The 24,451-nt window shown below is 36.0% G+C and carries 21 protein-coding genes; 13 read left to right on the forward strand and 8 right to left on the reverse strand.

Annotation, left to right across the window (positions count from 1 at the left end; genetic code table 11):
• Nucleotides 1–78: 78 nt before the first annotated feature.
• The 8 genes from CHSO_RS09390 (at nucleotide 79) to CHSO_RS09425 (ending at nucleotide 10,311) form a co-directional block, all read left to right on the forward strand.
• Complete coding sequence (locus CHSO_RS09390) at nucleotides 79–630, forward strand: NADPH-dependent FMN reductase (RefSeq protein WP_045495270.1); 552 nt, start codon at nucleotides 79–81, stop codon at nucleotides 628–630.
• A gap of 311 nt (nucleotides 631–941) precedes the next feature.
• Nucleotides 942–1,934 carry a phosphoribosylformylglycinamidine cyclo-ligase gene (gene purM, locus CHSO_RS09395; protein WP_045495272.1) on the forward strand — a complete coding sequence of 331 codons (993 nt, stop codon included), beginning with the start codon at nucleotides 942–944 and terminating at the stop codon, nucleotides 1,932–1,934.
• A gap of 141 nt (nucleotides 1,935–2,075) precedes the next feature.
• The gene (gene purN / locus CHSO_RS09400) at nucleotides 2,076–2,639 is read left to right on the forward strand and encodes a phosphoribosylglycinamide formyltransferase (RefSeq protein ID WP_045495273.1); all 564 of its coding nucleotides are present in this window, start codon (nucleotides 2,076–2,078) and stop codon (nucleotides 2,637–2,639) included.
• Nucleotides 2,640–2,807: 168 nt separating this feature from the next.
• A complete protein-coding gene (gene purH / locus CHSO_RS09405; RefSeq protein ID WP_045495275.1) occupies nucleotides 2,808–4,325 on the forward strand; it encodes a bifunctional phosphoribosylaminoimidazolecarboxamide formyltransferase/IMP cyclohydrolase in 1,518 nt (505 codons plus the stop codon).
• 89 nt (nucleotides 4,326–4,414) lie between these two features.
• Nucleotides 4,415–5,653 carry a phosphoribosylamine--glycine ligase gene (purD, locus tag CHSO_RS09410; protein WP_045495277.1) on the forward strand — a complete coding sequence of 413 codons (1,239 nt, stop codon included), beginning with the start codon at nucleotides 4,415–4,417 and terminating at the stop codon, nucleotides 5,651–5,653.
• A gap of 161 nt (nucleotides 5,654–5,814) precedes the next feature.
• Nucleotides 5,815–7,344 carry a glutamine-hydrolyzing GMP synthase gene (guaA, locus tag CHSO_RS09415; RefSeq protein WP_045495278.1) on the forward strand — a complete coding sequence of 510 codons (1,530 nt, stop codon included), beginning with the start codon at nucleotides 5,815–5,817 and terminating at the stop codon, nucleotides 7,342–7,344.
• 169 nt (nucleotides 7,345–7,513) lie between these two features.
• The gene (locus CHSO_RS09420; RefSeq protein ID WP_045495279.1) at nucleotides 7,514–8,590 is read left to right on the forward strand and encodes a hypothetical protein; all 1,077 of its coding nucleotides are present in this window, start codon (nucleotides 7,514–7,516) and stop codon (nucleotides 8,588–8,590) included.
• Between the two features lie 212 nt (nucleotides 8,591–8,802).
• Nucleotides 8,803–10,311 (forward strand): bifunctional GNAT family N-acetyltransferase/carbon-nitrogen hydrolase family protein, encoded by a 1,509-nt coding sequence (locus CHSO_RS09425; protein WP_045495280.1) that lies wholly within the window; start codon nucleotides 8,803–8,805, stop codon nucleotides 10,309–10,311.
• 55 nt (nucleotides 10,312–10,366) lie between these two features.
• Here the strand turns inward: CHSO_RS09425 and CHSO_RS25935 are convergent, their stop codons facing one another.
• The gene (locus CHSO_RS25935; RefSeq protein WP_171817630.1) at nucleotides 10,367–10,534 is read right to left on the reverse strand and encodes a hypothetical protein; all 168 of its coding nucleotides are present in this window, start codon (nucleotides 10,532–10,534) and stop codon (nucleotides 10,367–10,369) included.
• 437 nt (nucleotides 10,535–10,971) lie between these two features.
• Here CHSO_RS25935 and CHSO_RS09430 point away from each other — a divergent pair, with 437 nt between their 5' ends.
• The 3 genes from CHSO_RS09430 (at nucleotide 10,972) to CHSO_RS09440 (ending at nucleotide 14,728) form a co-directional block, all read left to right on the forward strand.
• A complete protein-coding gene (locus CHSO_RS09430; protein WP_045495281.1) occupies nucleotides 10,972–12,621 on the forward strand; it encodes an ABC1 kinase family protein in 1,650 nt (549 codons plus the stop codon).
• A gap of 89 nt (nucleotides 12,622–12,710) precedes the next feature.
• On the forward strand, nucleotides 12,711–13,220 hold the full coding sequence (locus CHSO_RS09435; protein WP_045495283.1) for a hypothetical protein: 510 nt from the start codon (nucleotides 12,711–12,713) through the stop codon (nucleotides 13,218–13,220).
• Between the two features lie 155 nt (nucleotides 13,221–13,375).
• On the forward strand, nucleotides 13,376–14,728 hold the full coding sequence (locus CHSO_RS09440) for a DEAD/DEAH box helicase (RefSeq protein WP_045495285.1): 1,353 nt from the start codon (nucleotides 13,376–13,378) through the stop codon (nucleotides 14,726–14,728).
• Nucleotides 14,729–14,820: 92 nt separating this feature from the next.
• On the opposite strand, the gene CHSO_RS09445 is transcribed toward CHSO_RS09440, so the two are convergent.
• From CHSO_RS09445 to CHSO_RS09460, 4 genes are all read right to left on the reverse strand, one after another.
• Nucleotides 14,821–15,477 (reverse strand): GDSL-type esterase/lipase family protein, encoded by a 657-nt coding sequence (locus CHSO_RS09445; protein WP_045495288.1) that lies wholly within the window; start codon nucleotides 15,475–15,477, stop codon nucleotides 14,821–14,823.
• Between the two features lie 65 nt (nucleotides 15,478–15,542).
• On the reverse strand, nucleotides 15,543–16,022 hold the full coding sequence (locus CHSO_RS09450; protein ID WP_045495290.1) for a lipocalin family protein: 480 nt from the start codon (nucleotides 16,020–16,022) through the stop codon (nucleotides 15,543–15,545).
• A gap of 384 nt (nucleotides 16,023–16,406) precedes the next feature.
• Nucleotides 16,407–17,570, reverse strand: a complete 1,164-nt coding sequence (locus tag CHSO_RS09455; RefSeq protein WP_045495292.1) for an iron-containing alcohol dehydrogenase — start codon at nucleotides 17,568–17,570, stop codon at nucleotides 16,407–16,409.
• A 147-nt stretch (nucleotides 17,571–17,717) separates the two neighbouring features.
• Nucleotides 17,718–18,128: a winged helix-turn-helix transcriptional regulator gene (locus tag CHSO_RS09460; protein WP_045495294.1), complete on the reverse strand. Its 411-nt coding sequence runs from the start codon at nucleotides 18,126–18,128 to the stop codon at nucleotides 17,718–17,720.
• A 100-nt stretch (nucleotides 18,129–18,228) separates the two neighbouring features.
• Between CHSO_RS09460 and lpdA the strand changes: the two genes are divergently transcribed.
• On the forward strand, nucleotides 18,229–19,629 hold the full coding sequence (gene lpdA / locus CHSO_RS09465) for a dihydrolipoyl dehydrogenase (RefSeq protein WP_045495296.1): 1,401 nt from the start codon (nucleotides 18,229–18,231) through the stop codon (nucleotides 19,627–19,629).
• Between the two features lie 157 nt (nucleotides 19,630–19,786).
• Here lpdA and CHSO_RS09470 read toward each other — a convergent pair whose 3' ends face one another.
• The 3 genes from CHSO_RS09470 to CHSO_RS09480 all read right to left on the reverse strand — a co-directional run bounded on the left by CHSO_RS09470 (nucleotide 19,787) and on the right by CHSO_RS09480 (nucleotide 21,661).
• On the reverse strand, nucleotides 19,787–20,392 hold the full coding sequence (locus tag CHSO_RS09470; RefSeq protein WP_045495298.1) for a hypothetical protein: 606 nt from the start codon (nucleotides 20,390–20,392) through the stop codon (nucleotides 19,787–19,789).
• A 64-nt stretch (nucleotides 20,393–20,456) separates the two neighbouring features.
• Entirely contained in the window at nucleotides 20,457–21,038 is a 582-nt protein-coding gene (gene def / locus CHSO_RS09475) for a peptide deformylase (RefSeq protein ID WP_045495301.1), read from the reverse strand.
• A 56-nt stretch (nucleotides 21,039–21,094) separates the two neighbouring features.
• Nucleotides 21,095–21,661, reverse strand: coding sequence for a Crp/Fnr family transcriptional regulator (locus CHSO_RS09480; protein WP_045495303.1), 567 nt, complete (start codon nucleotides 21,659–21,661; stop codon nucleotides 21,095–21,097).
• Between the two features lie 227 nt (nucleotides 21,662–21,888).
• Here CHSO_RS09480 and CHSO_RS09485 point away from each other — a divergent pair, with 227 nt between their 5' ends.
• Nucleotides 21,889–24,423 carry a phosphoenolpyruvate carboxylase gene (locus CHSO_RS09485; RefSeq protein ID WP_045495304.1) on the forward strand — a complete coding sequence of 845 codons (2,535 nt, stop codon included), beginning with the start codon at nucleotides 21,889–21,891 and terminating at the stop codon, nucleotides 24,421–24,423.
• Nucleotides 24,424–24,451: the final 28 nt, after the last annotated feature.

Genomic DNA, 24,451 nt, shown 5'->3' on the forward strand with positions numbered 1-24,451 from the left:
AATAAAATAGGATTACCATCAACAAAGTCCTTGCAGATGGTGATTCTTTAATGATAACTTAAAAATTTAATACAAAATATGAAGATTTTAGCAATAGCAGGAAGTAATTCAGAAGTTTCAATGAACAAACAGTTGGTAGCTTATGCATCAACATTATTTGATAAAGCAGAAGTGGAAGTGATTGATTTGAATCCTTTCGAAATGCCCATCTATAAGCATGAAAGAGAATTAGCAGATGGAGTTCCTCAGGAAGCTCATGATTTTGCAGCTAAAATTGATGCAGCAGATGTGTTGTTGGTTTCTTTAGGAGAGCACAACGGAACCTACTCTACAGCATTCAAAAATGTGTTCGATTGGGTATCAAGAATCAAAGACAGAACGGTATGGAATGAAGTACCTATGTTATTGATGTCTACCTCGCCTGGAGGTAGAGGGGGAGCAGGAGTTTTGGAAGCTGCGTCTAAGCGTTTCCCTTTCCACGGTGGAAATGTGGTAGAAACATTCTCTCTTCCTTTTTTCAATGATAACTTTGATAAAGCTGAACAAAAAATTTCTAACGCTGAGAAAGACAGTGAATTAAAGGAAAAAGTAAAGAAGATTGCAGCCATTGAAACCATCCTTGAAAAATAGAATTTGAATATTCGTTTAAAATTACTATTTTTGCAAAAAGAAAAGAGATGAAAATTCAGACCTCCTATAAACAATGTTTTTCTCATAAAGGGAAAATTGTGGGCTCTGAAATTCTGAGATAAAATAACGGCCGATAATCTGAAAAGATTGTCGGCTTTTTTGTTTTCTAAATCGAATATAAAAAGTAAAAATATAAAAGTGAAATGCAGCAGTATGCCAATGCAATAATATACCAATTTTCCGGTTTTCAAAATTAGACTATTGTTACATTGTTAAACTGATATACTGTTACATTAAATAAATTATTAAGCATGAGCAACACTTACAAATCAGCAGGAGTAGACAAAGAAGAAGGATACAAAACGGTTGACAAGATCAAAAAAGCAGTGGGCGAAACCCACAATTCCAATGTATTGAACCACTTGGGAAGCTTTGGGGCTTTCTATGAAATTGGCGGATACAAAAATCCGGTTCTTGTTTCAGGAACAGATGGAGTAGGAACAAAACTCAAAGTAGCTTTGGATACCAAAAAATATGATTCTATTGGGGTAGACTGTTTCGCAATGTGTGCTAACGATATTCTTTGCCATGGTGCTAAACCTTTATTCTTCTTAGATTATTTAGCTTGTGGAAAGCTTGATTCTGAGATTGCTGCTGAAATCGTTTTAGGAATGGTTGAAGCTTGTAAAGATAACAACTGTGCATTAATCGGTGGAGAAACTGCTGAAATGCCGGGAATGTACCAACCTGGAGATTATGATGTTGCCGGATTCTGCGTAGGAATCGTAGAAAAAGACCAGATCATTGACGGTTCTAAAATCAAGCCAGGTAACAAAATTATCGCATTGCCAAGCTCAGGATTCCACTCCAACGGATTCTCTTTAGTAAGAAAAGTATTCCCGAACTTCGAAGAAGAATTTGAAGGAAAACCTTTATATGAAACACTTTTAGTTCCTACAAGATTATACTTCAAAGATATTCATAAAGTATTGGAAGAAGTAAAAGTAGAAGGAATTGCACACATTACAGGTGGAGGTCTTTACGAAAACGTTCCAAGAATCATTCCTGAAGGACTTTGTGCTTCTATTGATGGTTCTAAAATCAGAATTCCAAGTGTAATGCTCGAATTAGAAAAAAGAGGCGGAGTTACCAGAGAAGAAATGTATGGTACTTTCAATATGGGAGTAGGTATGGTAATTGTTGTAGATGCAGAGCACGCTGAAAAAATATTACACCTTTTAGATGATGCCTACGAAATCGGAGAAATCACTGAGGGAACAGAGAAAATCAATTTAAAATTTTAGAAGCTTAATCCCGCTTTCCGCTATATCTTTTTTGCCAGTGCTTTTTTACAAAGCCATTTCAAAAAAGGATGCCGCTGCAATCGGGGCTAATTAAAAAAGCCTTGTCAAGGTTTTAAACCTTGACAAGGCTGCCAAATAAATATGAAGAACATTGTAGTCCTTGTATCCGGTTCAGGAACCAATCTGCAGAGAATCATTGATACTATTGAGGCTGGAGAAATTCAGAATGCAGAAGTAGCTTTGGTAGTGGCAGACAGAGAATGTTTCGGATTGGAAAGAGCGAAGAATCATAATATAGAAACCATACTGATTCCAAGAGGAAAGAACTTCAGCAGCGAATTGGCTAAAGTAATTCCACAAGATACAGACCTTATTGTATTGGCAGGATTCCTTTCCATTTTAAAACCTGAATTCTGTGAAAACTGGAATGGTAAAATAATCAATATTCATCCCGCATTGCTTCCAAAATTCGGTGGAAAAGGAATGTGGGGAATGAACGTTCACAATGCAGTGATTGAAGCTAAAGAAGTAGAGAGTGGGGCAACAGTACATTTTGTAACGCCGGGTATTGATGAAGGAGCAGCCATTCTTCAGAAATCTTTTGAAGTAACAACAGATGATACCCCTGAAACATTAGCTCAGAAAGTTCACCAGATTGAATATGAGATATTTCCTCTAGCGATCAATAAGGTTCTAGGAAACTGATAATGTAACAATCTAGCAATGTACCAATTTACCAATCATTTAATTGTTACACTGTTAAACTGGTACATTGCTACATTAGCAAATAATCTAAGTAAAATAAAAAGTAATCCGGAAGTGAAAGACCCGGGTACAGTTTGAAATAACTGTGAAAAGTAAAAATTGAAAGTAATGAGTAAAAAGAGAGTTTTAATCAGTGTTTCTGACAAAAGTGGATTAATTGAATTCGCACAGTTTTTGGAAGCTCAGAATTATGAGTTGATCTCTACGGGAGGAACGTTCAAACATTTGAAAGACGCTGGTTTAAATCCAATTCAGATTGATGAGGTAACCAATTTCCCTGAAATGCTGGATGGAAGAGTGAAAACTTTACACCCAAAAGTTCACGGTGGACTGCTAGCGGTTCGTACTAACGAAGAGCATATGAAAACTGTTCAGGAGCACGGAATTGGTCTGATAGACATGGTGATCGTAAACCTTTATCCTTTCTTTGAAAATGTGAATAAAGACATTTCTTTACATGAGAAAGTAGAGTTTATCGATATCGGAGGTCCGTCAATGCTTCGTTCTGCAGCGAAAAATTTTGATTCCGTTACTGTAATTACCGATGTAGAAGATTATACAACCGTAAAACTGGAAATGGAACAAAACGGAGATACTTACATTGAGACTCGTAAGAAGCTTGCAGGAAAAGTATTCAACCTTACATCAGCTTATGATGCCGCTATTTCAAGAATGCTTTTAGATGAGGAGTATCCAACGTATTTAAATGCATCTTACAAGAAAGTTTCTGACTTGAGATACGGTGAAAACCCTCACCAGTCAGCAGCTTACTACGTTTCTACTTTTGAGAACGGAGCAATGAAAGACTTCGAACAGCTTGGAGGGAAAGAACTTTCTTTCAACAACCTTCGTGATATGGACCTTTGCTGGAAAGTAGTCACTGAGTTTAAAGAAGAAATGGCTTGTTGTGCTGTAAAACACTCTACACCTTGTGGAGTTGCAATCGGTACTTCAGCATTGGAAACTTACCAAAAAACTTTCGAATGTGATCCGGTTTCCATCTTTGGCGGAATTGTTGCAATGAATTATAAAATTGATGCGGCAACAGCTGAAGAACTAAACAAAACATTCCTTGAGATTGTAATGGCTCCGGATTTTGAAGAAGAAGCTCTTGAAATTTTAAGAAAAAAGAAAAACTTAAGAATCATCAAAATCGTAAACCCTGTTTCCGACAAGAAAACATGGGTTAAAGTAGATGGAGGTATCTTGGTTCAGGATAATGATTTGCATTTCTCTGATGACATCAAAGTAGTGACTGAAACTCAGCCTACGGAGGAGCAGAAAAAAGCATTGCTTTTCTCTCAGAGAGTTGTAAAATATGTGAAATCTAATGCTATTGTGGTTTCCAACGGAATCCAGGCTTTCGGAATTGGAGGCGGACAGGTTAACAGAATCTGGGCTACACAACAGGCAATCGAAAGAGCAAAAGAAAAATTCACAGGAGATTTAGTACTGGCATCAGATGCATTTTTCCCTTTCCGTGACGTAGTAGATTTCTGCGCTCAGGAAGGTATTAAGGCGATCATTCAGCCAGGAGGAAGTGTAAAAGATCAGGACAGTATTGAAGCTGCTAATGAGCATAAAATCCCAATGATGTTTACTGGGGTTAGACACTTTTTCCACTAATTAAAATAGAATTAAAAAATAATTGGGGATTGTATTTATAGCATCCAAAATTATATATTTGTAGAATAAGACTAGATAATAAATAAAGTATGAGAATATTAATCATAGGTGAAGGCGGTAGAGAATCTGCTTTAGCAGCAAAGCTTCAGAATGACCCAAGAATTTCTAAAATGTTTTTTGCTAACGGGAATGCTACTACCGATGCAATAGGGAAAAATGTTCATTTATCAGAAATCAAAGAACTTAGAGATTTCGCTATTAAAGAAAAGGTTGATTTAACAATTGTTGGACCAGAAGCTCCATTGGTAGCCGGGATCAAGGATGAGTTCAAAAAACACGACCTTAAGGTTTTCGGACCTACTCAGAAAGTAGCCAGTCTGGAAGGAAGTAAGGCTTTCTCTAAGAGATTTATGCAGACCTATGATATCAAAACAGCTAAAGCGGTAGTATTTGATTCATATAATGATGCTAAAGAATACATCCAGACACAGCAGTATCCTCTAGTGATCAAAGCAAGTGGTTTAGCAGGCGGAAAAGGTGTTGTAATCTGTGATAATCTTGAAGAAGCTGAAGCTACGATCCACGATTTCATGATCAGAAGAATCTATGGAGACGCGGGTATCCGTTTAGTGATCGAGGAATATTTACAAGGATTTGAGGCATCAATTATCGCTTTCTCAAACGGGGAAAAATTATTCCCTTGTGTTGCAGCTAAAGATTATAAGAAAGCTGGAAACGGAGATTCAGGACCCAATACAGGAGGCATGGGTTCAATAGCACCAAGCCCGGAATTCACTCAGGAGCATTACGCTGATTTTGAGCAAAATATTTTAGAACCTACTATTAAAGGTCTTAAAGCTGAAGGTTTCAGTTTCAAAGGAATCATTTTCTTCGGATTAATGGTCACTAAGAACGGAGCTTATCTTCTTGAGTACAACATGAGATTTGGAGATCCTGAAACTCAGGTATTGATGGCTCTTATGGAAAACAACCTTTTAGATGTGATTCAGGACTGTATGGACGGAAAAGACATCGAGCTTAAGTTTAAAGACGAAAAAGCAGTTTGTCTTGTAATGTGTTCAGGTGGTTACCCAAGAAATATTGAAACAGGTTTCCAAATTACAGGAGAAGATAAAGTAAAACACAGTAAACTATTATATGCAGGAGCTGTCACAAAAGGAGATAAAGTAGTTTCCAATGGCGGTAGAGTATTGAACATTGTAGCAACAGGAGCTACTTTCGAAGATGCCCGCAAAAAAGTTTACGAAGACGCAGGTCATGTACATTTCGATTACGGCTTCTACAGAGAAGACATCGGAAAGTTTTAATAAAAATCACGAAAAAAGATTTGGAGCCATTCCAAGTCTTTTTTTGTAAAACAGTTAATATTAGAAATAAGAGTTCAGATGCTAGATTCCAGACTTCAGACTAAAAATCTGAAATAGGATGTCTTAAATCTGAAATCTTTCAAATAAATCAATTATCAAAAATGAACAACGGTATTATTATTTTAGATTTCGGATCCCAGTACAACCAGCTTATCGGAAGAAGAATCCGTGAGATGGGAGTGTATTCTGAAATCTTACCTTTCAATACACCTTTACAAGATATTATAGCAAAACAGCCAAAAGGAATTATTCTTTCAGGAGGACCAAGTTCTGTAAATGCAGAAAATGCTCACCTTGTTGAAAAAGAATTATACGAACAGGGAGTTCCTGTGTTGGGGATTTGCTACGGAATGCAGATGACGGCTCACCTTTTAGGAGGAAAAGTAAACAAAGGAGAAAAAGGTGAATACGGAAAGGCTAATCTTGAGATCGTTAAAGAGAGCTCTTTATTAAAAGGAGTGACTCAGAACTCTGTAGTTTGGATGAGCCACTTTGATGAGGTAGGAGAGTTACCTGTAGGTTTTGAATTAAACGCAAAATCAGGAGTAATTGCTTCTATTTCCAATGAAGACAAGAAAATCTTCTGCGTTCAGTTCCACCCGGAAGTTTCTCATACGGAAGAAGGAGGAAAAATGCTTGAAAACTTCGTGTTTGGAATCTGTAATGCAGAGAAAAACTGGAAACTGACAAACTATATTGAAAAAACAGTTGAAGAAATCCGTGAAAAAGTAGGAGGCCACAAAGTAATCCTGGGTCTTTCTGGAGGGGTTGACTCCTCTGTAGCAGCGGTTTTGATCCATAAAGCAATCGGAGATCAGTTAACTTGTATCTTCGTAGATACAGGATTATTGAGAAAGGATGAAGGTAAGAAAGTAATGGATCAGTATGGAGAGCACTTCCATATGAACATTAAAATGGTGGATGCTCAGGAAAGATTCCTTTCAAAATTGGCAGGAGTAGACGATCCGGAAGCGAAGAGAAAGATCATCGGAAACGAATTTATCCACGTATTTGATGAAGAATCTCATAAAATTGAAGGGGCTAAATTCTTAGCTCAGGGAACCATTTACCCAGATGTTATCGAAAGCCAGTCTGTAAACGGACCCTCTGCAGTAATCAAGTCTCACCACAATGTTGGAGGACTTCCTGAAGATATGGAATTCGAATTATTAGAGCCATTAAGAGAGCTTTTCAAGGACGAAGTAAGAAGAGTAGGAGAAGAACTAGGGATTCCTCATCATATGGTTTACAGACACCCTTTCCCAGGTCCTGGATTAGGAATCAGAGTATTGGGAGCTGTAGATGCTGAGAAAGTAAGAATCCTTCAGGAGGCTGACGATATTTTCATTGAAGAATTATACAAAAACGATCTTTATGAAAAAGTTTCTCAGGCTTTCGTAGTATTACTTCCTGTAAAATCTGTAGGAGTAATGGGAGACGAAAGAACTTACGAGTATACAGCTGTAGTTCGTTCTGCTAACACTATCGACTTTATGACAGCAACATGGAGCAGACTTCCTTACGAGTTCTTAGATACTGTTTCAAGCAGAATCATTAACGAAGTAAGAGGAATTAACAGAGTAGCTTACGATATTTCAAGCAAACCACCTGCAACGATTGAGTGGGAATAATCTCAACTTGAATGTAAAATATAAATCCTGCCCTTTTTGGGTAGGATTTTTTGTTAAATGTCTTTATTTTCTCTGAAAAAAATGCGTATTTAGCAGAAAATAATCATGAACGCTAATTGAAATGGATCCTCTCTGATAGAAAAAACAAAATCCATGGAAATCTAAAAATATGAGAAACATCTTAACTCTGTTATTGCTTCTGACGGTAACTACCACTTTTGCCCAGTCTAAAAAGTTTATTATTGAAGAATTAAACTTGTCAGATCCTTTGCAAACTATTGTCAATTCTAATTATAATAAAATCAAACTTCAGGATATAAGAACCAATCCTGATGATTATGGAATTGTGATGAAAGGAGTATCTGATAGAAAAGCGAAAGTTAGATTTAGTCCAAGTTTTGAAGAGCAGCTAACCAAAATGTTTGATAAAGGAATTGATAAAACCTCTGCAAAAGATCAGGAATTATTGATACAATTAAGAAGCCTGAATTATAAGGAAGTGACGATTGATATGGTACAGTACGGATATTTTAATTTCAGAGCGCTGATTTTTGGAGGTAAAGAAAATCAATACCAACTGATCAAGAAAATAGATACTACGATGGTTTTGTTTAAAATGGATGTAACCAAGAAGTTGGAAGAACAGTCCTTGGATTATCTCCATAAAACTGTTTTCGATGCTGTTTCTGCTGCTCCTATCGATCATAAAATCTATACACAAGAAGATATCAATAATTATGATAGAATAGCAAAGTCACAATTACCGCTATATACTCAATCCAAACTAAAAGATGGAGTTTATTTGAATTATAAATCTTTCAGTACACAAGTTCCCGATAAATCAATTAGTGAAATACAAGTAAATCTTGGGATGATTACTAAAGTGACTTATATTGATGATAAGGGGAAAAAGAGAAATGCCAAAACTGACTCTTACGCAGTGGTTACTCAAGGGAAAGCATATATAATGTATGAAGGAGAATTATATCCTATGAGAAAAACCTCCGAAGATTTTTATTTTATTTCAAAAATATATGACAGGCCAACTGGAGAAAGGCAGCTTATATCCGGTACTACAGGGGCAATGATTGGTGGTCCAATTGGTGGTGTTATAGGTGTTTTAATTGCCGGTGGAAAATCCAAAACATATGAATGTCAATTAGATTACTTTAATGGGAAATATGAGATTGTGAGAGAAATTAAACCTCAGAAACTGAAAGAAGTCTATCACTTAAATGAAGAATAAGTGATTATTAAGTGGGAAAAATTTTCAATTTAATTTTAAAATAATGATCCTGCCCATTTGGGTAGGATTATTTGTTGAGTTTATAAAGTTTTAATTTTCGTGTCGTACTTTTATTTTTTGATCAATTAGCGCTTGTGTATTTAAGATTCTGTTTAAGTATAGATGCTTATTAGTTATAAAATTTTCACTAAATTTAAGTAAAAATATACCCAATGCAAATAGATACAAGACCCCTGACTGTTCAGGATTATGATGAGCTGGCAGAAACAATGAAAAGAGCCTATCCGCAAATGTCAGAATCCATATGGTCTAAAAAAAGCATAGAAAAACTGACAAGGATATTTCCCAATGGGCAAATCTGCATTACAGTAGACGGAAAATTAGCGGCAGTAGCGCTTTCTATCATTGTTAATTATGAAGAATTCGGGGATGACCATACCTATAGTGATATTACTGGAAATTATACTTTCAATACCCATTTATCCACCGGAAATGTTTTATACGGAATAGAAGTCTTTGTAGATCCTGAGTATCGTGAACTACGCCTTGGAAGGAGGCTCTATGATGCCCGGAAAGAGCTCTGTGAACAGTTAAACCTAAAATCAATTGTTCTTGGGGGCAGAATCCCGAATTATCACAAATACAGCCACGAGTTTTCGCCAAGAGAATATATCCGAAAAGTAAGAGATAAAGAGATTTATGATCCGGTATTGTCTTTTCAGCTTTCCAATAACTTTCTTCCGATAAGAATCCTGAAAAAATATCTTCCTGAAGATGAAGCATCGAGAGAAAATGCAGTTCTTTTACAATGGAACAACATCTATTACAGCAGAAAACCGAATACCATGCAGGACAGCATTATCCGTCTTGGTCTGGTGCAGTGGCAGATGAGGCATTTCAAAGATATAGAAGCCTTTTATGAACAGGTGGAGTTTTTTGTGAATGTAATGGGGGATTATAAATCCGATTTTGTTCTTTTTCCTGAACTCTTTAACACTCCTTTGCTGGCTCCTTTCAATAATCTTTCTGAAAGAGACAGTATGATAGAGCTTGCAAAACTTACTGAGGATATTAAAAAGAAAATTTCTGAGTTGGCCATTAGTTATAATGTCAATATCATTTCCGGAAGTATGCCAGTCTTTGATCATGATACTAATGATTTGTATAATGTCAGTTACCTTCTTCACCGTGATGGGCGTATGGATGAATACAGAAAGATCCATATCACACCAAATGAAAAGAGATATTATGGGATGAAAGGAGGTAATGAAATAAAAGTTTTCGATACAGACTGTGGTAAAATAGGTCTCGTGATCTGCTACGACGTTGAATTCCCGGAATTGCCAAGAATTTTAGCCGATCAGGGGATGAAGATCCTGTTTGTTCCTTATCTTACCGATACACAGAACGCGTATATGAGAGTCCGCCATTGTGCCGCAGCAAGAGCTATAGAAAATGAATGCTATGTAGCCATTGCAGGTTGTGTAGGGAATCTTCCGAAAGTCAATAATATGGATATCCAGTTTGGGCAGGCTGCTGTATTTACTCCTTCAGATTTCGCATTCCCATCTAATGCAGTGAAAGGGGAAGCAACACCTAATACAGAAATGACCCTGATTGTAGATGTAGATTTGAATTTACTGAAAGACCTCCATCACAATGGCTCGGTTCAGGTGATGAAAGACCGCAGAAAAGATCTTTATGAAACCTATCTTAAATAACAAAACAGAATGCGAAAGCATTCTGTTTTTATTTACCTAAAATTTTTTGAGCGAATTATTTATACTGTGGGCAAACCACTGCAGGACAAATCAATCCCGGGCACTGTGGAAGTCCATCAGTAGGGCAGCATTGGTGTGAACATTTTCCACCGATGATAATTCCGCTTCCGGAAACACTTTTTAATTGTTCTCTTGAAAGTTTGCTGTTACGTAAATTTTTCATGTTGTAATACTTTTATTGGTTTGTTTTAATGTTTGTACTCCGTAAATATATAAATTATTATTATACATGACATTCTTTTTTCATTATGCTTATAAATAATCACTTAAAACATTGATTATGTGATGATATTTTTAATCTCTATATGGTGATTTTCTGTCAGTTTTTTAATAAAATAACCTAAGTTCAGGGTAGAAATTTTTGCTCAAATGAGCATGAAGTTAGCAATCGGAGGCGGGATTAATTAAAAAACATCAAGAAAGACTATTTTTTTGTTTCATTAAATAAGAACATAGATAGTAACGGTATGGCTAAAAGTAACTTCCACCCTCAAGCTTCCCACTTCCAGCCATTTAACCTTAACTTTCTTACTCCAAACTCAAGTGAAAATACTATTAGGAATAGTTTTTGGAGTAAATTGCACCTACTATTGATATACTATGTTTGATAAGCAACAAAGAAAACTGAAAAGATCCGCAAGACTGATTTCTGTATTAAGCAAATACGGCTTTAAAGATATGCTTGCAAGAATGAATGGGGGAAATAAACAGGAAGAAGTTTCCGGTAATTCGGATGAGATTATTTCAAAAGGAACAGTTTATGAAAGGATCAGACTTGCTTTGGAAGAATTGGGGCCTACTTTTGTAAAGCTTGGACAAACATTCAGTAACAGAGAAGATCTGTTGCCACCGGAATTGATTCAGGAGCTGCAGAAGCTGCAGGATAAGGTTGAAACAGTAGATATGGATGTAGAAGAAGCTCTGGAAAATGAGTTTAATATTTCTGTGAAAGATCATTTTCTGGAAATTCAGAAAGAACCTTTGGCAACCGCCTCTATTGCACAGGTATATAAAGCCGTATTACTGGATGGTAGTCCGGTTATTTTAAAGCTTAGAAAACCTGATGTACAATCTGTCATAGAAGATGATTTATTACTCATCAAAGACATTGAAAAATTAATTTCAGCCTATTCGGAAATTGGAGAGAAGCTTAATCTCAAACAGGCGATTTCTACTTTTGAAAGATCTCTATTAGAAGAAGTTTCTCTGATTAATGAGAAGAATAACATCCAACAATTCCGACTCAATTTTAAGAATAGCAAAGAAACCTATGTTCCTAAGGTTTATGATGAATTTTCCAACAATAATATTCTTTGTATGGAATTTATTGATGGGATCAAGGTAACCGATAAATCTGTTCTTTTAGCTAACAATATTGATCCTGTAAAAGTTTCTGAAGCCGGTCTGAGACTCTTTGTTTCGCAAATCCTGGACTATGGATTCTTTCATGCCGACCCACATGCAGGAAATATTTTAGTAAAAAAAGATGGACGAATTGTTTTTATTGATTTTGGAGCAGTAGGAAAGATTCAACCAAATGATAAGGAGATTCTTGAAAATCTTATCGTAAGCTTTGTAGCTAAAAATCCACATAAAATAGTCCGTTATCTCAAAAAAATGGCGGTGAGCTATGAAATTCCTGACGAAAGAAGATTTGAAAACGATGTAGAAGATATTTTGAATTTCGTACACAGTTCTTCATTACAGGAGATCAACGTACAGGTGATTATTAATAAAATGAAGGATATTTTGAAAGATAACAGACTTTATATGCCTGATTATTTTTACCTTTTATTTAAAGGAATTAGCTTGATAGAAGGAGTAGGAAGAAATATCAATCCTGATCTGGATATCGTAAAAAGCCTTCATCCCTACACTAAAAAAATATTTACCAAAAAGATCAGTCCGAAAAACCTTTTAAAGACAGGAATGGATCGGATGATGAATTTTACAGACAATATTGATGAAATTCCAAGAGAACTTCGCTCAGTACTTCAAAAACTGGATGAAAATAAATTTACAGTCTCCAGTGAGATCAAAAATATAGAAAAAACCAATCAGCTGATTAAATCCAGTGTGGTCAATCTGATTTTAGCCATGATTTTAGGGGCTAATATTATTGCGACATCAATTGTTTTTACCTCAGAATCCGGACCGAGAATAGGAGAACTATCTTTGGTAGCTGTTCTGGGCTTCATTTTTTCAATCATTTTAATAGTAATACTTTTGCTGAGAGTAACAAGAAAATAATCGAGTTGCGGGCTTCGAGTATAAAAAGATGTATCATCTAAAGTTGGTATCCCGAACCTCGGATCTCGTACCACTTAAAAAATAAAGCAATGAAAAAACTAATCATAACCACGATAACTCTTTGCAGTTCATTCTGCATGGCTCAGGAAGGAAATGAAGAGAAGATCCAAGGAGACTTTGATGGAAACGGAACAAAAGAATATGGGTATGCTAAGGTCAGTGATTGCAGTGATGAATGTGACGGGAAGTGTAATACCACCGTTTATTTCAGTGATAAAAATATAAAGCCATTCACTATTTCGATGGCTAAAGGCGGTGCTTTATACAACCTGGGGGATCTTAACAACGACGGAAAGGATGATATTGGCTTTTATCCCAATTGGTGTACCAGCTGCTGGCATCCATTTTATACCTACACTTTAAGTAAAACCGGATGGAGACCATTGGTAGACCCTATTTCCACTCATTGTAACCAATGGGAAGAAGATAAATTTCCTATTAAAAAAGACCCTAAAAAGACCCGAAGTGTTATCATCACGACCAGTGAATGGAAAGATGATGATATTAAAATAAGCAGTAAAAGCGTAAAAGTAAATTGAGACGGTTAAGAGATTAAAAGTCAAGGTTAATATGAGTTTTAAAGAAGATGTTTCATACCTTACCTCTTGAAATCTCGGATCTCCATTCTCCTTATCTCTTTTCTGTTTGCTAAAACCTGATTTTACATTTTAATATTAATACCTATCTTTGCAAAATGGAAAAACTCACTTTTGCAGATTTTGACCTGCCGGTTAAAATTCTTGATGTTTTAGCAGATTTAGAATTATTTGAGCCTACTCCGATTCAGGAGAAAAGTTTAAAGCCTATCCTTTCCGGAAGAGATGTAATGGGAATTGCACAAACCGGAACCGGGAAAACATTGGCGTATCTTTTACCCGTTCTTAAAACGTGGAAATACAGTAAAACAGGAAATCCAACGGTTTTAGTATTGGTTCCTACAAGAGAATTGGTGGTACAGGTAACAGAAATTCTTGAGAAACTGACTGAAAATATTACTGCAAGAGTAATCGGAATATACGGTGGAAAAAATATCAATACCCAGAAACTATTATTTAATGATGGTTGTGATATTTTAGTAGGTACACCAGGAAGAGTAATGGACCTTTCCATAGACAATGCCATTTCTCTTAAAGAAATTCAGAAGCTTATCATTGATGAATTTGATGAGATGCTTAATCTGGGTTTCAGACCACAGCTTACCCATATTTTTGAAATGATGAAGGAGAAGAGACAAAATATTCTTTTCTCTGCAACCATGACAGAAGCTGTAGACGGTATGTTGGAAGAATACTTTGCCAGCCCTATAGAAATTTCATTGGCAAAATCAGGGACTCCGCTTGAAAAAATTGAGCAGACAGCCTATAAAGTTGAAAACTTTAATACGAAGATCAACCTTCTTGAGCATTTGTTGAAGAATGATACAGATATGTCTAAAGTTTTGATCTTTAACAATAATAAAAAACATGCTGATCTTCTTTTCACTAAAATTGATGAGCTTTTCCCTGAGCAGTTTGATGTGATTCACTCCAATAAATCTCAAAACTACAGGCTTAAGGCGATGAAAAGCTTTGAAAATGAAGAAATCAGAGGTTTAATTACAACCGATGTAATGGCGAGAGGTCTTGATATCTCAAATATTACCCACGTTATCAACTTTGAAACGCCTGATATCCCTGAGCAGTATATCCATAGAATCGGTAGAACAGGTAGAGCAGATAAAGAGGGTAAAGCAATGACTTTTGTTACTAAAAAGGAAGAGCCTTTAATTCTGGATATCGAGCTTTTAATGGATAAAGAATTACAGTTTAATGACTTCCCGGAAGGCGTTAAAATTAACCCGAACAAAATTGCTTCAGAAAAAGATGAAGTAGTGATGAAAAATCCTGCACAGGTAAAACTGAACGATGGTGGAGGAGCATTCCATGAGAAAAAGGCGAAGAATACAAAAGAAAACTGGGGTGGACCTTCAAAAAGAAAAGTGCCCAAGAAGTTTGGAGCTAACAGATCGCAGCAGAAGGCAATCTCTAAATCGAAGAGAAAGAAATAAAACAAAAAACGATTCCAAATCAGGAATCGTTTTTTTTATCAATTTTGTTGATGAATCGTTGTAAGATTTAACTTTCTTCCTCTTCATCATCTTTATTTCATATAAGGAGTAATCACCTTAGCCCAGATCTGATAACCTTCCGGTTTAAAGTGAAGCATATCTTCCACGAAAATATCTTTTCTTACCTTCCCGTTGGCATCTTCCATTGCCTTGGTTACATCTATAAACTCTGAATGAGGCTGCTTTTTCATGAAGGCCTCAATCCTTGCATTGGCTTCTTTGATCTGAGGCCAAAGGATCTCTCTACTGGGCGAGTATTTCATGGAGATATAATCTACTTCAATATCAGGAAATTTTTCACGGATTTTTTTGTAAAAGCTTTTGTATCTCTTAACAACTTTTTGTGCTTTTAATTGATGATTATCTGCAAAATCATTTTCTCCGCAATAGATAATGATCTGCTTAGGCTGGTAAGGAGATAAAAGATCATCTGCGAAATAATTAAGATCAGTAAGCCTTGAACCACCAAAACCTCTGTTGATAATGGTTTTAGTTGGGAAATAATCCGCTACATCAGTCCATTTCGTAAAAGATGAACTTCCTATTAATAAAATAGCATTTTGAGGAGGCGGAGTTTGTTGATCTTGCTTTTTGAATTCCTGGATGTCGTGCCAGAACATTGGCTTTTTTTCCTGCGAAAAGGCAATCGTAAAATACAACATTAGAAATGCTGATAGAATCTTCTTCATTATATTCAGTTTTAGAATTTGAGATAAAAATAATAAAAAACTCCCGATCAGCGGGAGTTTAAGTCTTATCTTTTATAAGTAATGTAGGTGACGTCTATAACCTTGTCTCCGTTTTTATCATAATTTCCAACCAGCTGTGCCAGTCTAAACTCGGTTTGGGTAAGCATATCAACTCTGAAGCTCATATTGTCAGGCTCACCATCCTCTCCTTTTAGTTGAATATTCAGAACTTTAGAATCTGTATCATAAGTGTATTTCCCTTCGTTTTTAGCAGCAAAATGGCAATTAGTTCCATCTGCATTTCCATCGTAAGCTGTATAGCTTACATAATAATCTGTTCTGAAGAAAAGTGTATTTTTCGCAGTACATCCTTCCGGAGTTGTAGTTTCAAGCACAGTTTTATTATCTTTTCCTGAAATAATTTCTGTCTTTACTTCTTTCCAATCCCCTTTCATAATATCCATTTCATAGGCGGTAAGGTTATCATCATTACAAGAAGTAAGCGCCAGAGCTGAAAAGGCAAATAAAAGTAGCTGTTTTTTCATTTTCACAAATTTAAGAATATGCTAAAATATAAATAAATTTGAAATATATGTGATGAAATGATCTTTTTTTAAACGAATGTTTACAAATAAGTCAATTTTTAAAAGTCCGTTTGAGATTTTAAATGGATATGAATCTAAAAAGGAATATTTGTCTTATGATAAAAGATAAAAGATAAAAGATAAAAGATAAAAGATAAAAGATAAAAGATAAAAGATAAAAGATAAAAGATCTTGTCGTTAAACAACTATTATCCGTGTATATATCCATGCGGATATCAACATCAATAGGGGCGGGCTTTAGCCCGCCCAAACAAATAAATCATAATTCCATTGGCTTTAGCCAAAACTTAAAGTAAAAGCTCTAAACCTTAAACTTTGAATTATCTAGTAGCTCATCTCTACAATCTTGGAAGCATCCTGAGGAGTTAGTTTTTTATACTCACCAAGTCCCAGCCAGTTTCTGTCTGTAAAGGCTTTCTCCACTCTTTCAGCTGTACCATTATAGTCTTCCGTATATTCAGAAAGTTTGGTTTTGATATGCAGGCTGTGGAAGAATTCTTCAAGTTTTTTAATTCCCAGCTCCGCTTTTTCTTCAATACTTCCTTCTTTAATTCCCCAAACTCTTTCCGCATACTGAGCCAGCTTCCCTTTTTTATCTTCAAAGTTATAACGGTAGTGAGAAGGAGCAATGATGGCTAGTGTTCTTGCATGGTCAATACCGAAGTAAGCGGTTAATTCATGGCCCATAGCATGTACAGCCCAGTCAGTAATAACTCCTTTTTGGATCAGTCCGTTTAAAGCCATCGTACAACACCACATAAAGTTTCCGGCAGCATCATAGTTGAAATCATCAGCCAATACTTTTGGTGCTGTTTCCTGAAGGCTGATCAGAATGCTTTCTGCAATTCTTTCCTGAAGATCAGCAGAAGAAGGAGCCGTCATATATTGTTCCAGTACATGAGTGTAAGCATCTGTAATTCCGTTGACAATTTGATTTTTAGGAATAGATCTGATAACTTCAGGATCTAGCACAGAGAATTGAGGGAAAAGTCCCGGACCTCCGGAAGACAATTTTTCATTGGTTTCTCTTCTGGAAATCACATATCCTGAGTTCATTTCCGAACCGGTTGCCGGAAGCGTCAGAATACTCCCAAATGGCATTCCTTCTCCTTCAAAAGTTCTCACCTGGTTTCTCAGAATATCCCAAGGTTCCCCATTATAGTTGGCCGCTGCAGAGATAAACTTAGTTCCGTCAATCACAGACCCACCACCTACGGCAAGAAGATAATTGATGTTATTTTCCTTAATAAAACTAATGGCGTTAATGAGAACCTCATATTCAGGATTGGCAGGAACTCCACCGAATTCATAGAGTTCATGATCTTTTAAAGCTTCTTTTACCTGATCATAAACACCATTATTTTTAATACTTCCACCACCGTAGATCATTAATATTTTGGCGTTTTGAGGAATTTCCTTGGAAATTTTAGCGATTTCTCCCTTTCCGAAAAGTATTTTGGTTGGATTTTTAAACTCGAAATTAAGCATTGTTCTAAATTTATTTTAACCCAAATTTACGGAATGAAAAAGGAAAATTAAGTTAATGAAAGTTTAAAATTGCTATCACAGAATTTCATAAAAGCAATCAAAAGCTGATTTCCCAATCTGTCTCCATGGATAATTGATTGACTGTCTTTATGGAGACTCACAGGAAAGATAACTTTTGGCTCTTTTAATAAAGCTTTCTTTATCTTTTTTAATATCTTCCAGCAGTCTCTTTCTCTCTTCAGGAATCGTTAGATATTTGTCACCCCATAGATTGATTTCAACAATAATTGGAACTAAATCAATTCCTTTTTCTGTAAGGTGGTATAAGATCTTTAATTTATTTTCAGGATGGTTCTTTTTATCAATAATTCCATTTTCCAGTAGATTCTGAAGTCTTGTTGCCAGAATATTGGACGCAATTTTTTCATCAGCCTTCTGAAGATCACCATAAGTACATTGCTTTTTAAGCATCAGATCACGGATGATTAATAATGACCATTTATCGCCCCATATTTCAAGAGAACAGCTAATAGGACAGTCTGACCTTTTTTTACTCATTTTTTTAATTTAAAAAATATTACTTGCAGAATGAAAGCGTTTGTTTTAATTTTGCTTTTATTTTGCAAGTAAATTTAATCATAAATAATTAATAAATCAAATGGAAAACTATGACATTGCCGTAATTGGCTCAGGACCCGGAGGATATGTTGCCGCTATAAGAAGTGCCCAATTAGGCTATAAAACAGTAATTATTGAAAAATATGACACATTGGGCGGAACCTGTACCAATGTAGGCTGTATCCCAACAAAAGCTTTGCTGGACAGCACGCATCATTATGCAGAAGCTCAGGATAAATTTAAAGAACATGGAATTAAGCTTGATAAGATAGAACTTGATTTTACCCAGATGTATAAAAGAAAATCTGAAGTAGTTGCTAAGAACACCAGCGGACTTGATTTCTTAATGAATAAAAATAATATTACCCGTCTGAAAGGGACTGCAAGTTTCATCAATAATTCCTCTATTAAAGTGGTTCATGAAGCAGAATCTAAAGAAATTACCGCCAAAAATTATGTCATTGCAACAGGCTCAAAACCATCCACCATTCCGGGAGTGGAAATCAATAAAAAGAGAATCATTACTTCTACAGAAGCCTTAACTCTGAAAGAAAAACCGAAATCTATGATTATCATTGGCGACGGTGTAATTGGAGTAGAAATGGCCTCCATTTTTAACCGTATCGGAACTCAGGTCATCATTCTTGAATATGCAGACCATCTTATTGCGGCTATGGATCATGAATTAGGAAAAAATCTTCAGAAAATTCTAAAAAGGGAAGGAGTTGATATCCGTTTAGGGCAATCAGTGTATAAAACGGAAAGTTCAGATGCTGGAGCTAAAGTCTTTTTTAAAGATAAAAATGGAACAGAAAATGAATTGGAAGCTGATTATATCCTGGTCGCAGTAGGAAGAAGTCCTTATGTAAAAGGATTGGGGTTAGAAAATACAAATGTACAATTAGATAACCGTGGGTTTATTCAAGTTGATGAAAACAACCGGACATCTGTTTCAAATATTTATGCTATTGGTGATGTAATTGGTGGAGCAATGCTTGCCCATAAAGCGGAAGAAGAAGGCGTTTTGGTAGCGGAAACCATCAATGGGCAGAAACACGATATCCATTATGATCGCATTCCGTCTGTCGTATATACCTGGCCCGAAGTAGCATCCGTTGGATATACTGAAGAATATCTCAAAAAGAATAATATAGCTTACAATGTGGGCAAATTTCCGTTTTCAGCCAGTGCAAGGGCCAGAGCTTCCATGGATACGGATGGGTTTGCTAAAGTTTTAGTTGATCTGAAATATGGTGAAGTCCTGGGAGTACATATCATCGGAGCAAGGGCCGCAGATCTGATTGCACAGGGAGTTATTGCACAGGAATATGAGGTGACAGCAGAAGATATGTTCCGTATTTCCTATGCGCATCCTACTTATTCAGAGACGCTGAAAGAGGCTTATCTGATGGCATCCGGACAAGGAGCGATTAACATCTGATGCTGGGAAAGAGTCAAGCTACAAAACTTTTATCTAAGATAAATTGTTTACCATTAAGTATTCTTTTCTATTGCCACGAATGCCTAATAAACTGGCATTCGTGGCAAAAAATAATGGATATCTTAGTAATATTTTATAGCCTTGTGTATTTCAAATACTATAAAGTTGTGCAATCCTCACTTTTTGAGTAAATACCATTACTCTTAACTTGCAGTTTGCCAGTTTTTCTATTGATTTTAATTAAAAACGATTCTTTAGTCACAGGGCAGCCTTTAGCCTGTAAAGCATATAAGGAAATAGTATGGTCTTCAATTTTATAAGAACCTGTAAAACGATTTTGGGTATCAATAGAGTAGCCATACGTTTTAGCTAATAAAATAGCTTCTGGAAGATTATCAACCGTTTCGATGAAGTCTCTTAATTGCTGTTCATTGGAAAAATAAACAGGTCTTTCTTTTTTACACGCTAAAATATAGGAAAAGCAATTATTTTCAATGCATTTCTGAAAAAATCCTTTTTCCGGAACCGGCTCATTAATGGTCATAAAAAGTGGAGCCTGACTTTCATAGATCACAGCTTTATCAGGATCAGGATCGTTAGTAAGTACTCTCCAATAGGCATATTCTTTATTGGGAATGACGAATGGATAAAGATAGTCGGTAGTACCCAGAATATCCGGGATCTTTTTATAATCATCAGGAACCTTGACCTGTGCAGAAAGCAGATTGGAAACGATCAGGGATAGTGTGATGATAATTTTCATAAAGAAAGGTGTTTTCAGAGCAAATTTACAAAAATTACTTACGTTTCTTAATGTTAAGGAAATATTATAAAAACTGCATAGGATATCCTGTCTGAATATTTCCATGGACAATTTTCTTCAGTTTCGATTCTATCATTTTTTTTGTGAGCGGTTTCAAATGATCAATATATAAAATACCCTGTGTATGGTCGTATTCATGCTGGATGATTCTTGCTGTTAATCCGGTGAAGGTTTTGGTATATTTAATGAAATTTTGATCAAGATATTCAATGGTAATTCCCCATGGTCTTTTCACCTTTTGAGACAGACCGGGAATGCTTAGGCAGCCTTCATAATCTTCCCAGGTTTCCCCAGAAGAATCAATAATCTTAGCATTAATAAAGGTTTCTCTGATCCCTTTATCATTCTTTTCAAAATAAAGAAGCTGATCTTCAGTATCAAAATTTTCAAAGGCGATCTGGCTGTCAACAATAAATAGCTGCAAAGGTTTATTGATTTGAGAAGAGGAGAGACCACAACCGTTGGAATTTTCCATGGTTTCCCACATATTGGTAATGAGGTCCTGGATTTCATGACTGTTTTCATTAATCTGTATGCATTTCTGTTTTAAAATGCGGTTTCCATAGGCTACAATAGGTAAATTCATTGAAATATTTTTCTGCAAAGTTCAGCAGAAGAGTAAAGATATACAATGAACCTATGTTAATTAATCTGTCTGCGGATTCTGCTTAAAGCCTGTGGAGTAATTCCGATATAGGAAGCAATGTATTTTAAGGGAACACGTTGTAAGAGCTCAGGTTGCTCTGTAAATAGTTTTAAATAACGTTCTTTGGCGGTAAGTTTCAATAAAGAAAGTTCTCTTTTACTTTTGGATAGGAACAATTTTTCAGAAGCAAAACGGCCCAAATGATTTCCTACATTCGTCTGGCTGTAAATTTTCTGTAAGTCGTTATATGAGATTTGCCATACTACAGTCTCAGTTAATGCCTGCATCTCATATTCAGATGGAGTTTGGGTAAGAAAAGAATCATAGGCACAGGTAAATTCTTTTTCAAAGCTGAAGCTGAAAGTATAGCCATGTTCATCATCAGGAATATAAAATCTTACCAGTCCGGATTCTATAAAGGACAGGTGATTTTCCGTATCGCCCTGCTGGGTAATAATTTCGTTTTTAGCATACACCTTTCTATGAAAATACCCTGCGATAAACTTCCACTCAGATTCCTGTAGCTTAACAATTTGCTCATAATATTCTCTGATGTAACCCATATTCGAAAATTTTAATGTAATCCTGTATTCAAGAAGAAATCAAAGAGCAAAGTTACGAAATGTTTAATTGAAGAGATCAATATGGATGATGTATGGAGCGCCTAACTTTTTATGTTAAAACAGGATGTAATTCCCCTTATTATTTTTATTTTTCAGGTTACAATAAAGTTTTTATTTTTTGTCATTTATCAATTCAACTAATTCCAAAATCACTTACATTTGTTATTATGAGACACGACCAACGCGCAGAAAAATTCAGGCAGATCGTGGAGAACAAATTCCAGATCTACAATTCATTATTTATGAGCCTGCCCTATGATAAAATGACTAATATTGGGATGCTGCTTCCTTTTCTTTATGAGGAAAGCAGAATCGGATACGAAGGCGGCAAAACACCCGAAGAAATTGTTGAAGAATTCTTTAAAAACCATACCGATCTACAGACCGAAGAGCAGAAACTTGAACTGCTTTTTAAGATTATCCAGTATATAGAAAGACAGGTGGTTTTATTTGATAGTATCGAAGATGCAGCGTTTCCGAACCTGCATTCTGAAAGTGATGGTGGAACCGTTACTAATCTCTTTGAACGTTCTTTCCAGGATCATAAAATTGAAAAAGTACGGGAAAAGCTAAAGGATTTCAGTGTGAAGGTAGTGTTTACCGCACACCCCACTCAGTTTTATCCAAGTTCAGTACAGAGAATCATCCAGGATCTTAGAGGAGCCATTACCAGTGATTCCGTTACTCAGATTGATACCCTTTTACAGCAATTAGGAAAAACGCCTTTTGTGAACAAAGAAAAACCAACCCCTATTGATGAGGCGTTGAGCATTATTTCCTACCTGAGATATGTATATTACGATACGATCGGTGAGTTATTTACCAAGATTAAAAAAACTTTTGGAAACGGACACTTTCATCTGCATGAAGATCTTATTCAACTTGGCTTCTGGCCGGGCGGGGACCGCGACGGAAACCCTTTTGTGACGGCAGATGTTACCAAAAGAGTAGCGGAAGAACTTCGTTCAGCCATTCTGAAATCTTATTACAGTCACTTGAAATTCATCAGAAGAAGATTAAGCTTCAGAGGCGTTTCAGAAGTATTGACAGTGTTGAGTGAGGAATTGTATGCCGCTATTTTTGATGGTAAAACCATTACTGCAGAAGATATGTTAAAGAGAACCGATGAGGCTGAAAAAATATTAGTGAATGAGCACAATGCCCTGTTTTTAGATCTTTTGGTTAATTTCAGGGATCGTGTGAAGATTTTCGGAACTCATTTTGCGACATTGGATATCCGCCAGGACAGCAGAATTCACCAAAAAGTAATTGATGAGGTTTTTGTAAAAGTATATGGCAATGAAGAAGTGGATTATGAAGAGAAATTCAATAAACTGATTCAGGTTTCAGGTCCTGTAAATGCAAATGATTTTGAAGATATTGTAAAGGATACTTTATTAACTGTATCTCAGGTCTCTGAAATTCAGAATTTGAACGGACTGAGAGGAATGAACCGTTATATTATCTCCAATTCTGATGCGGTGAAAGATGTAATGAATGTTTATGCTTTCTTTAAGATTTGCGGATATAAGAATGAAGATATCAACATGGATATTGTACCGCTTTTTGAAACCATGGAAGGGCTTGATAATGCTGAACATGTGATGAATGAGTTATACCAGAACCCTGTTTATAAAAAACATCTTGAAAGAAGAGGGAACCAGCAGACCATTATGTTGGGATTTTCTGATGGAACCAAGGATGGTGGTTATTTAAAAGCCAACTGGGAAATTTATAAGGCTAAAGAAGTCCTGACAAAACTTTCAGAACAGAATAATATCAAAGTTGTATTTTTCGACGGTAGAGGCGGACCTCCGGCAAGAGGTGGCGGGAAAACCCATGATTTCTATGCTTCTCAGGGAAAAACAATTGCTAACAATAAAATTGAACTAACGATCCAAGGGCAGACGATTACCAGTATTTTTGGAAATAAGGAGCAGGCAATGTATAATTTTGAACAACTTTTGACTGCCGGAGTAGAAAATGATGTATTCAAAAATGCTAAAAAAGACCTTACGGAAAAAGAAAGAGCTTTGATTATTGAACTGGCGAATATCAGTTATCAGAAATACTCGGATCTGAAGGCGCATCCAATGTTTGTGCCTTATCTGCAGGAGATGAGTACCCTGGAATACTATGGGAAAACCAATATCGGAAGCCGTCCGTCCAAAAGAGGAAACGGAAATGAACTGAAGTTTGAAGATCTGAGAGCGATCCCTTTTGTAGGTTCCTGGTCACAATTGAAGCAGAACGTTCCCGGATTTTTTGGGTTTGGCTACGCTATGCAGCAGATGAAGGAGCAGGGAAGATTTGAAGAAGTAAGAGAATTGTATAAAGGATCAGATTTCTTTAAAACATTGGTCTTGAACTCCATGATGAGTATGAACAAGTCTTATTTCCCGTTGACTTACTACATTAAAAAGAACCCTAAATTTGGAGCCTTCTGGAATATTCTTTTCAGTGAATATGAACTTTCAAGAGATATCATGCTGGAACTTACCGGGTTCAAAATGCTTCAGGAAGAAGATCCGTTATCCAGAAAATCTGTGAAAATCCGTGAGAAGATTGTTCTACCATTGCTAAGTATTCAGCAATATGCACTGATGAAAATCCAAAAAGGAGAAGGAAATAAAGAAGCCTATGAAAAATTAGTGACAAGATCATTGTTTGGAAATATTAATGCAAGCCGAAATTCTGCTTAAAAGAAATAAACTCATATAACTTGAATAA

This window comes from Chryseobacterium sp. StRB126, assembly GCF_000829375.1.
Taxonomy (GTDB): domain Bacteria; phylum Bacteroidota; class Bacteroidia; order Flavobacteriales; family Weeksellaceae; genus Chryseobacterium.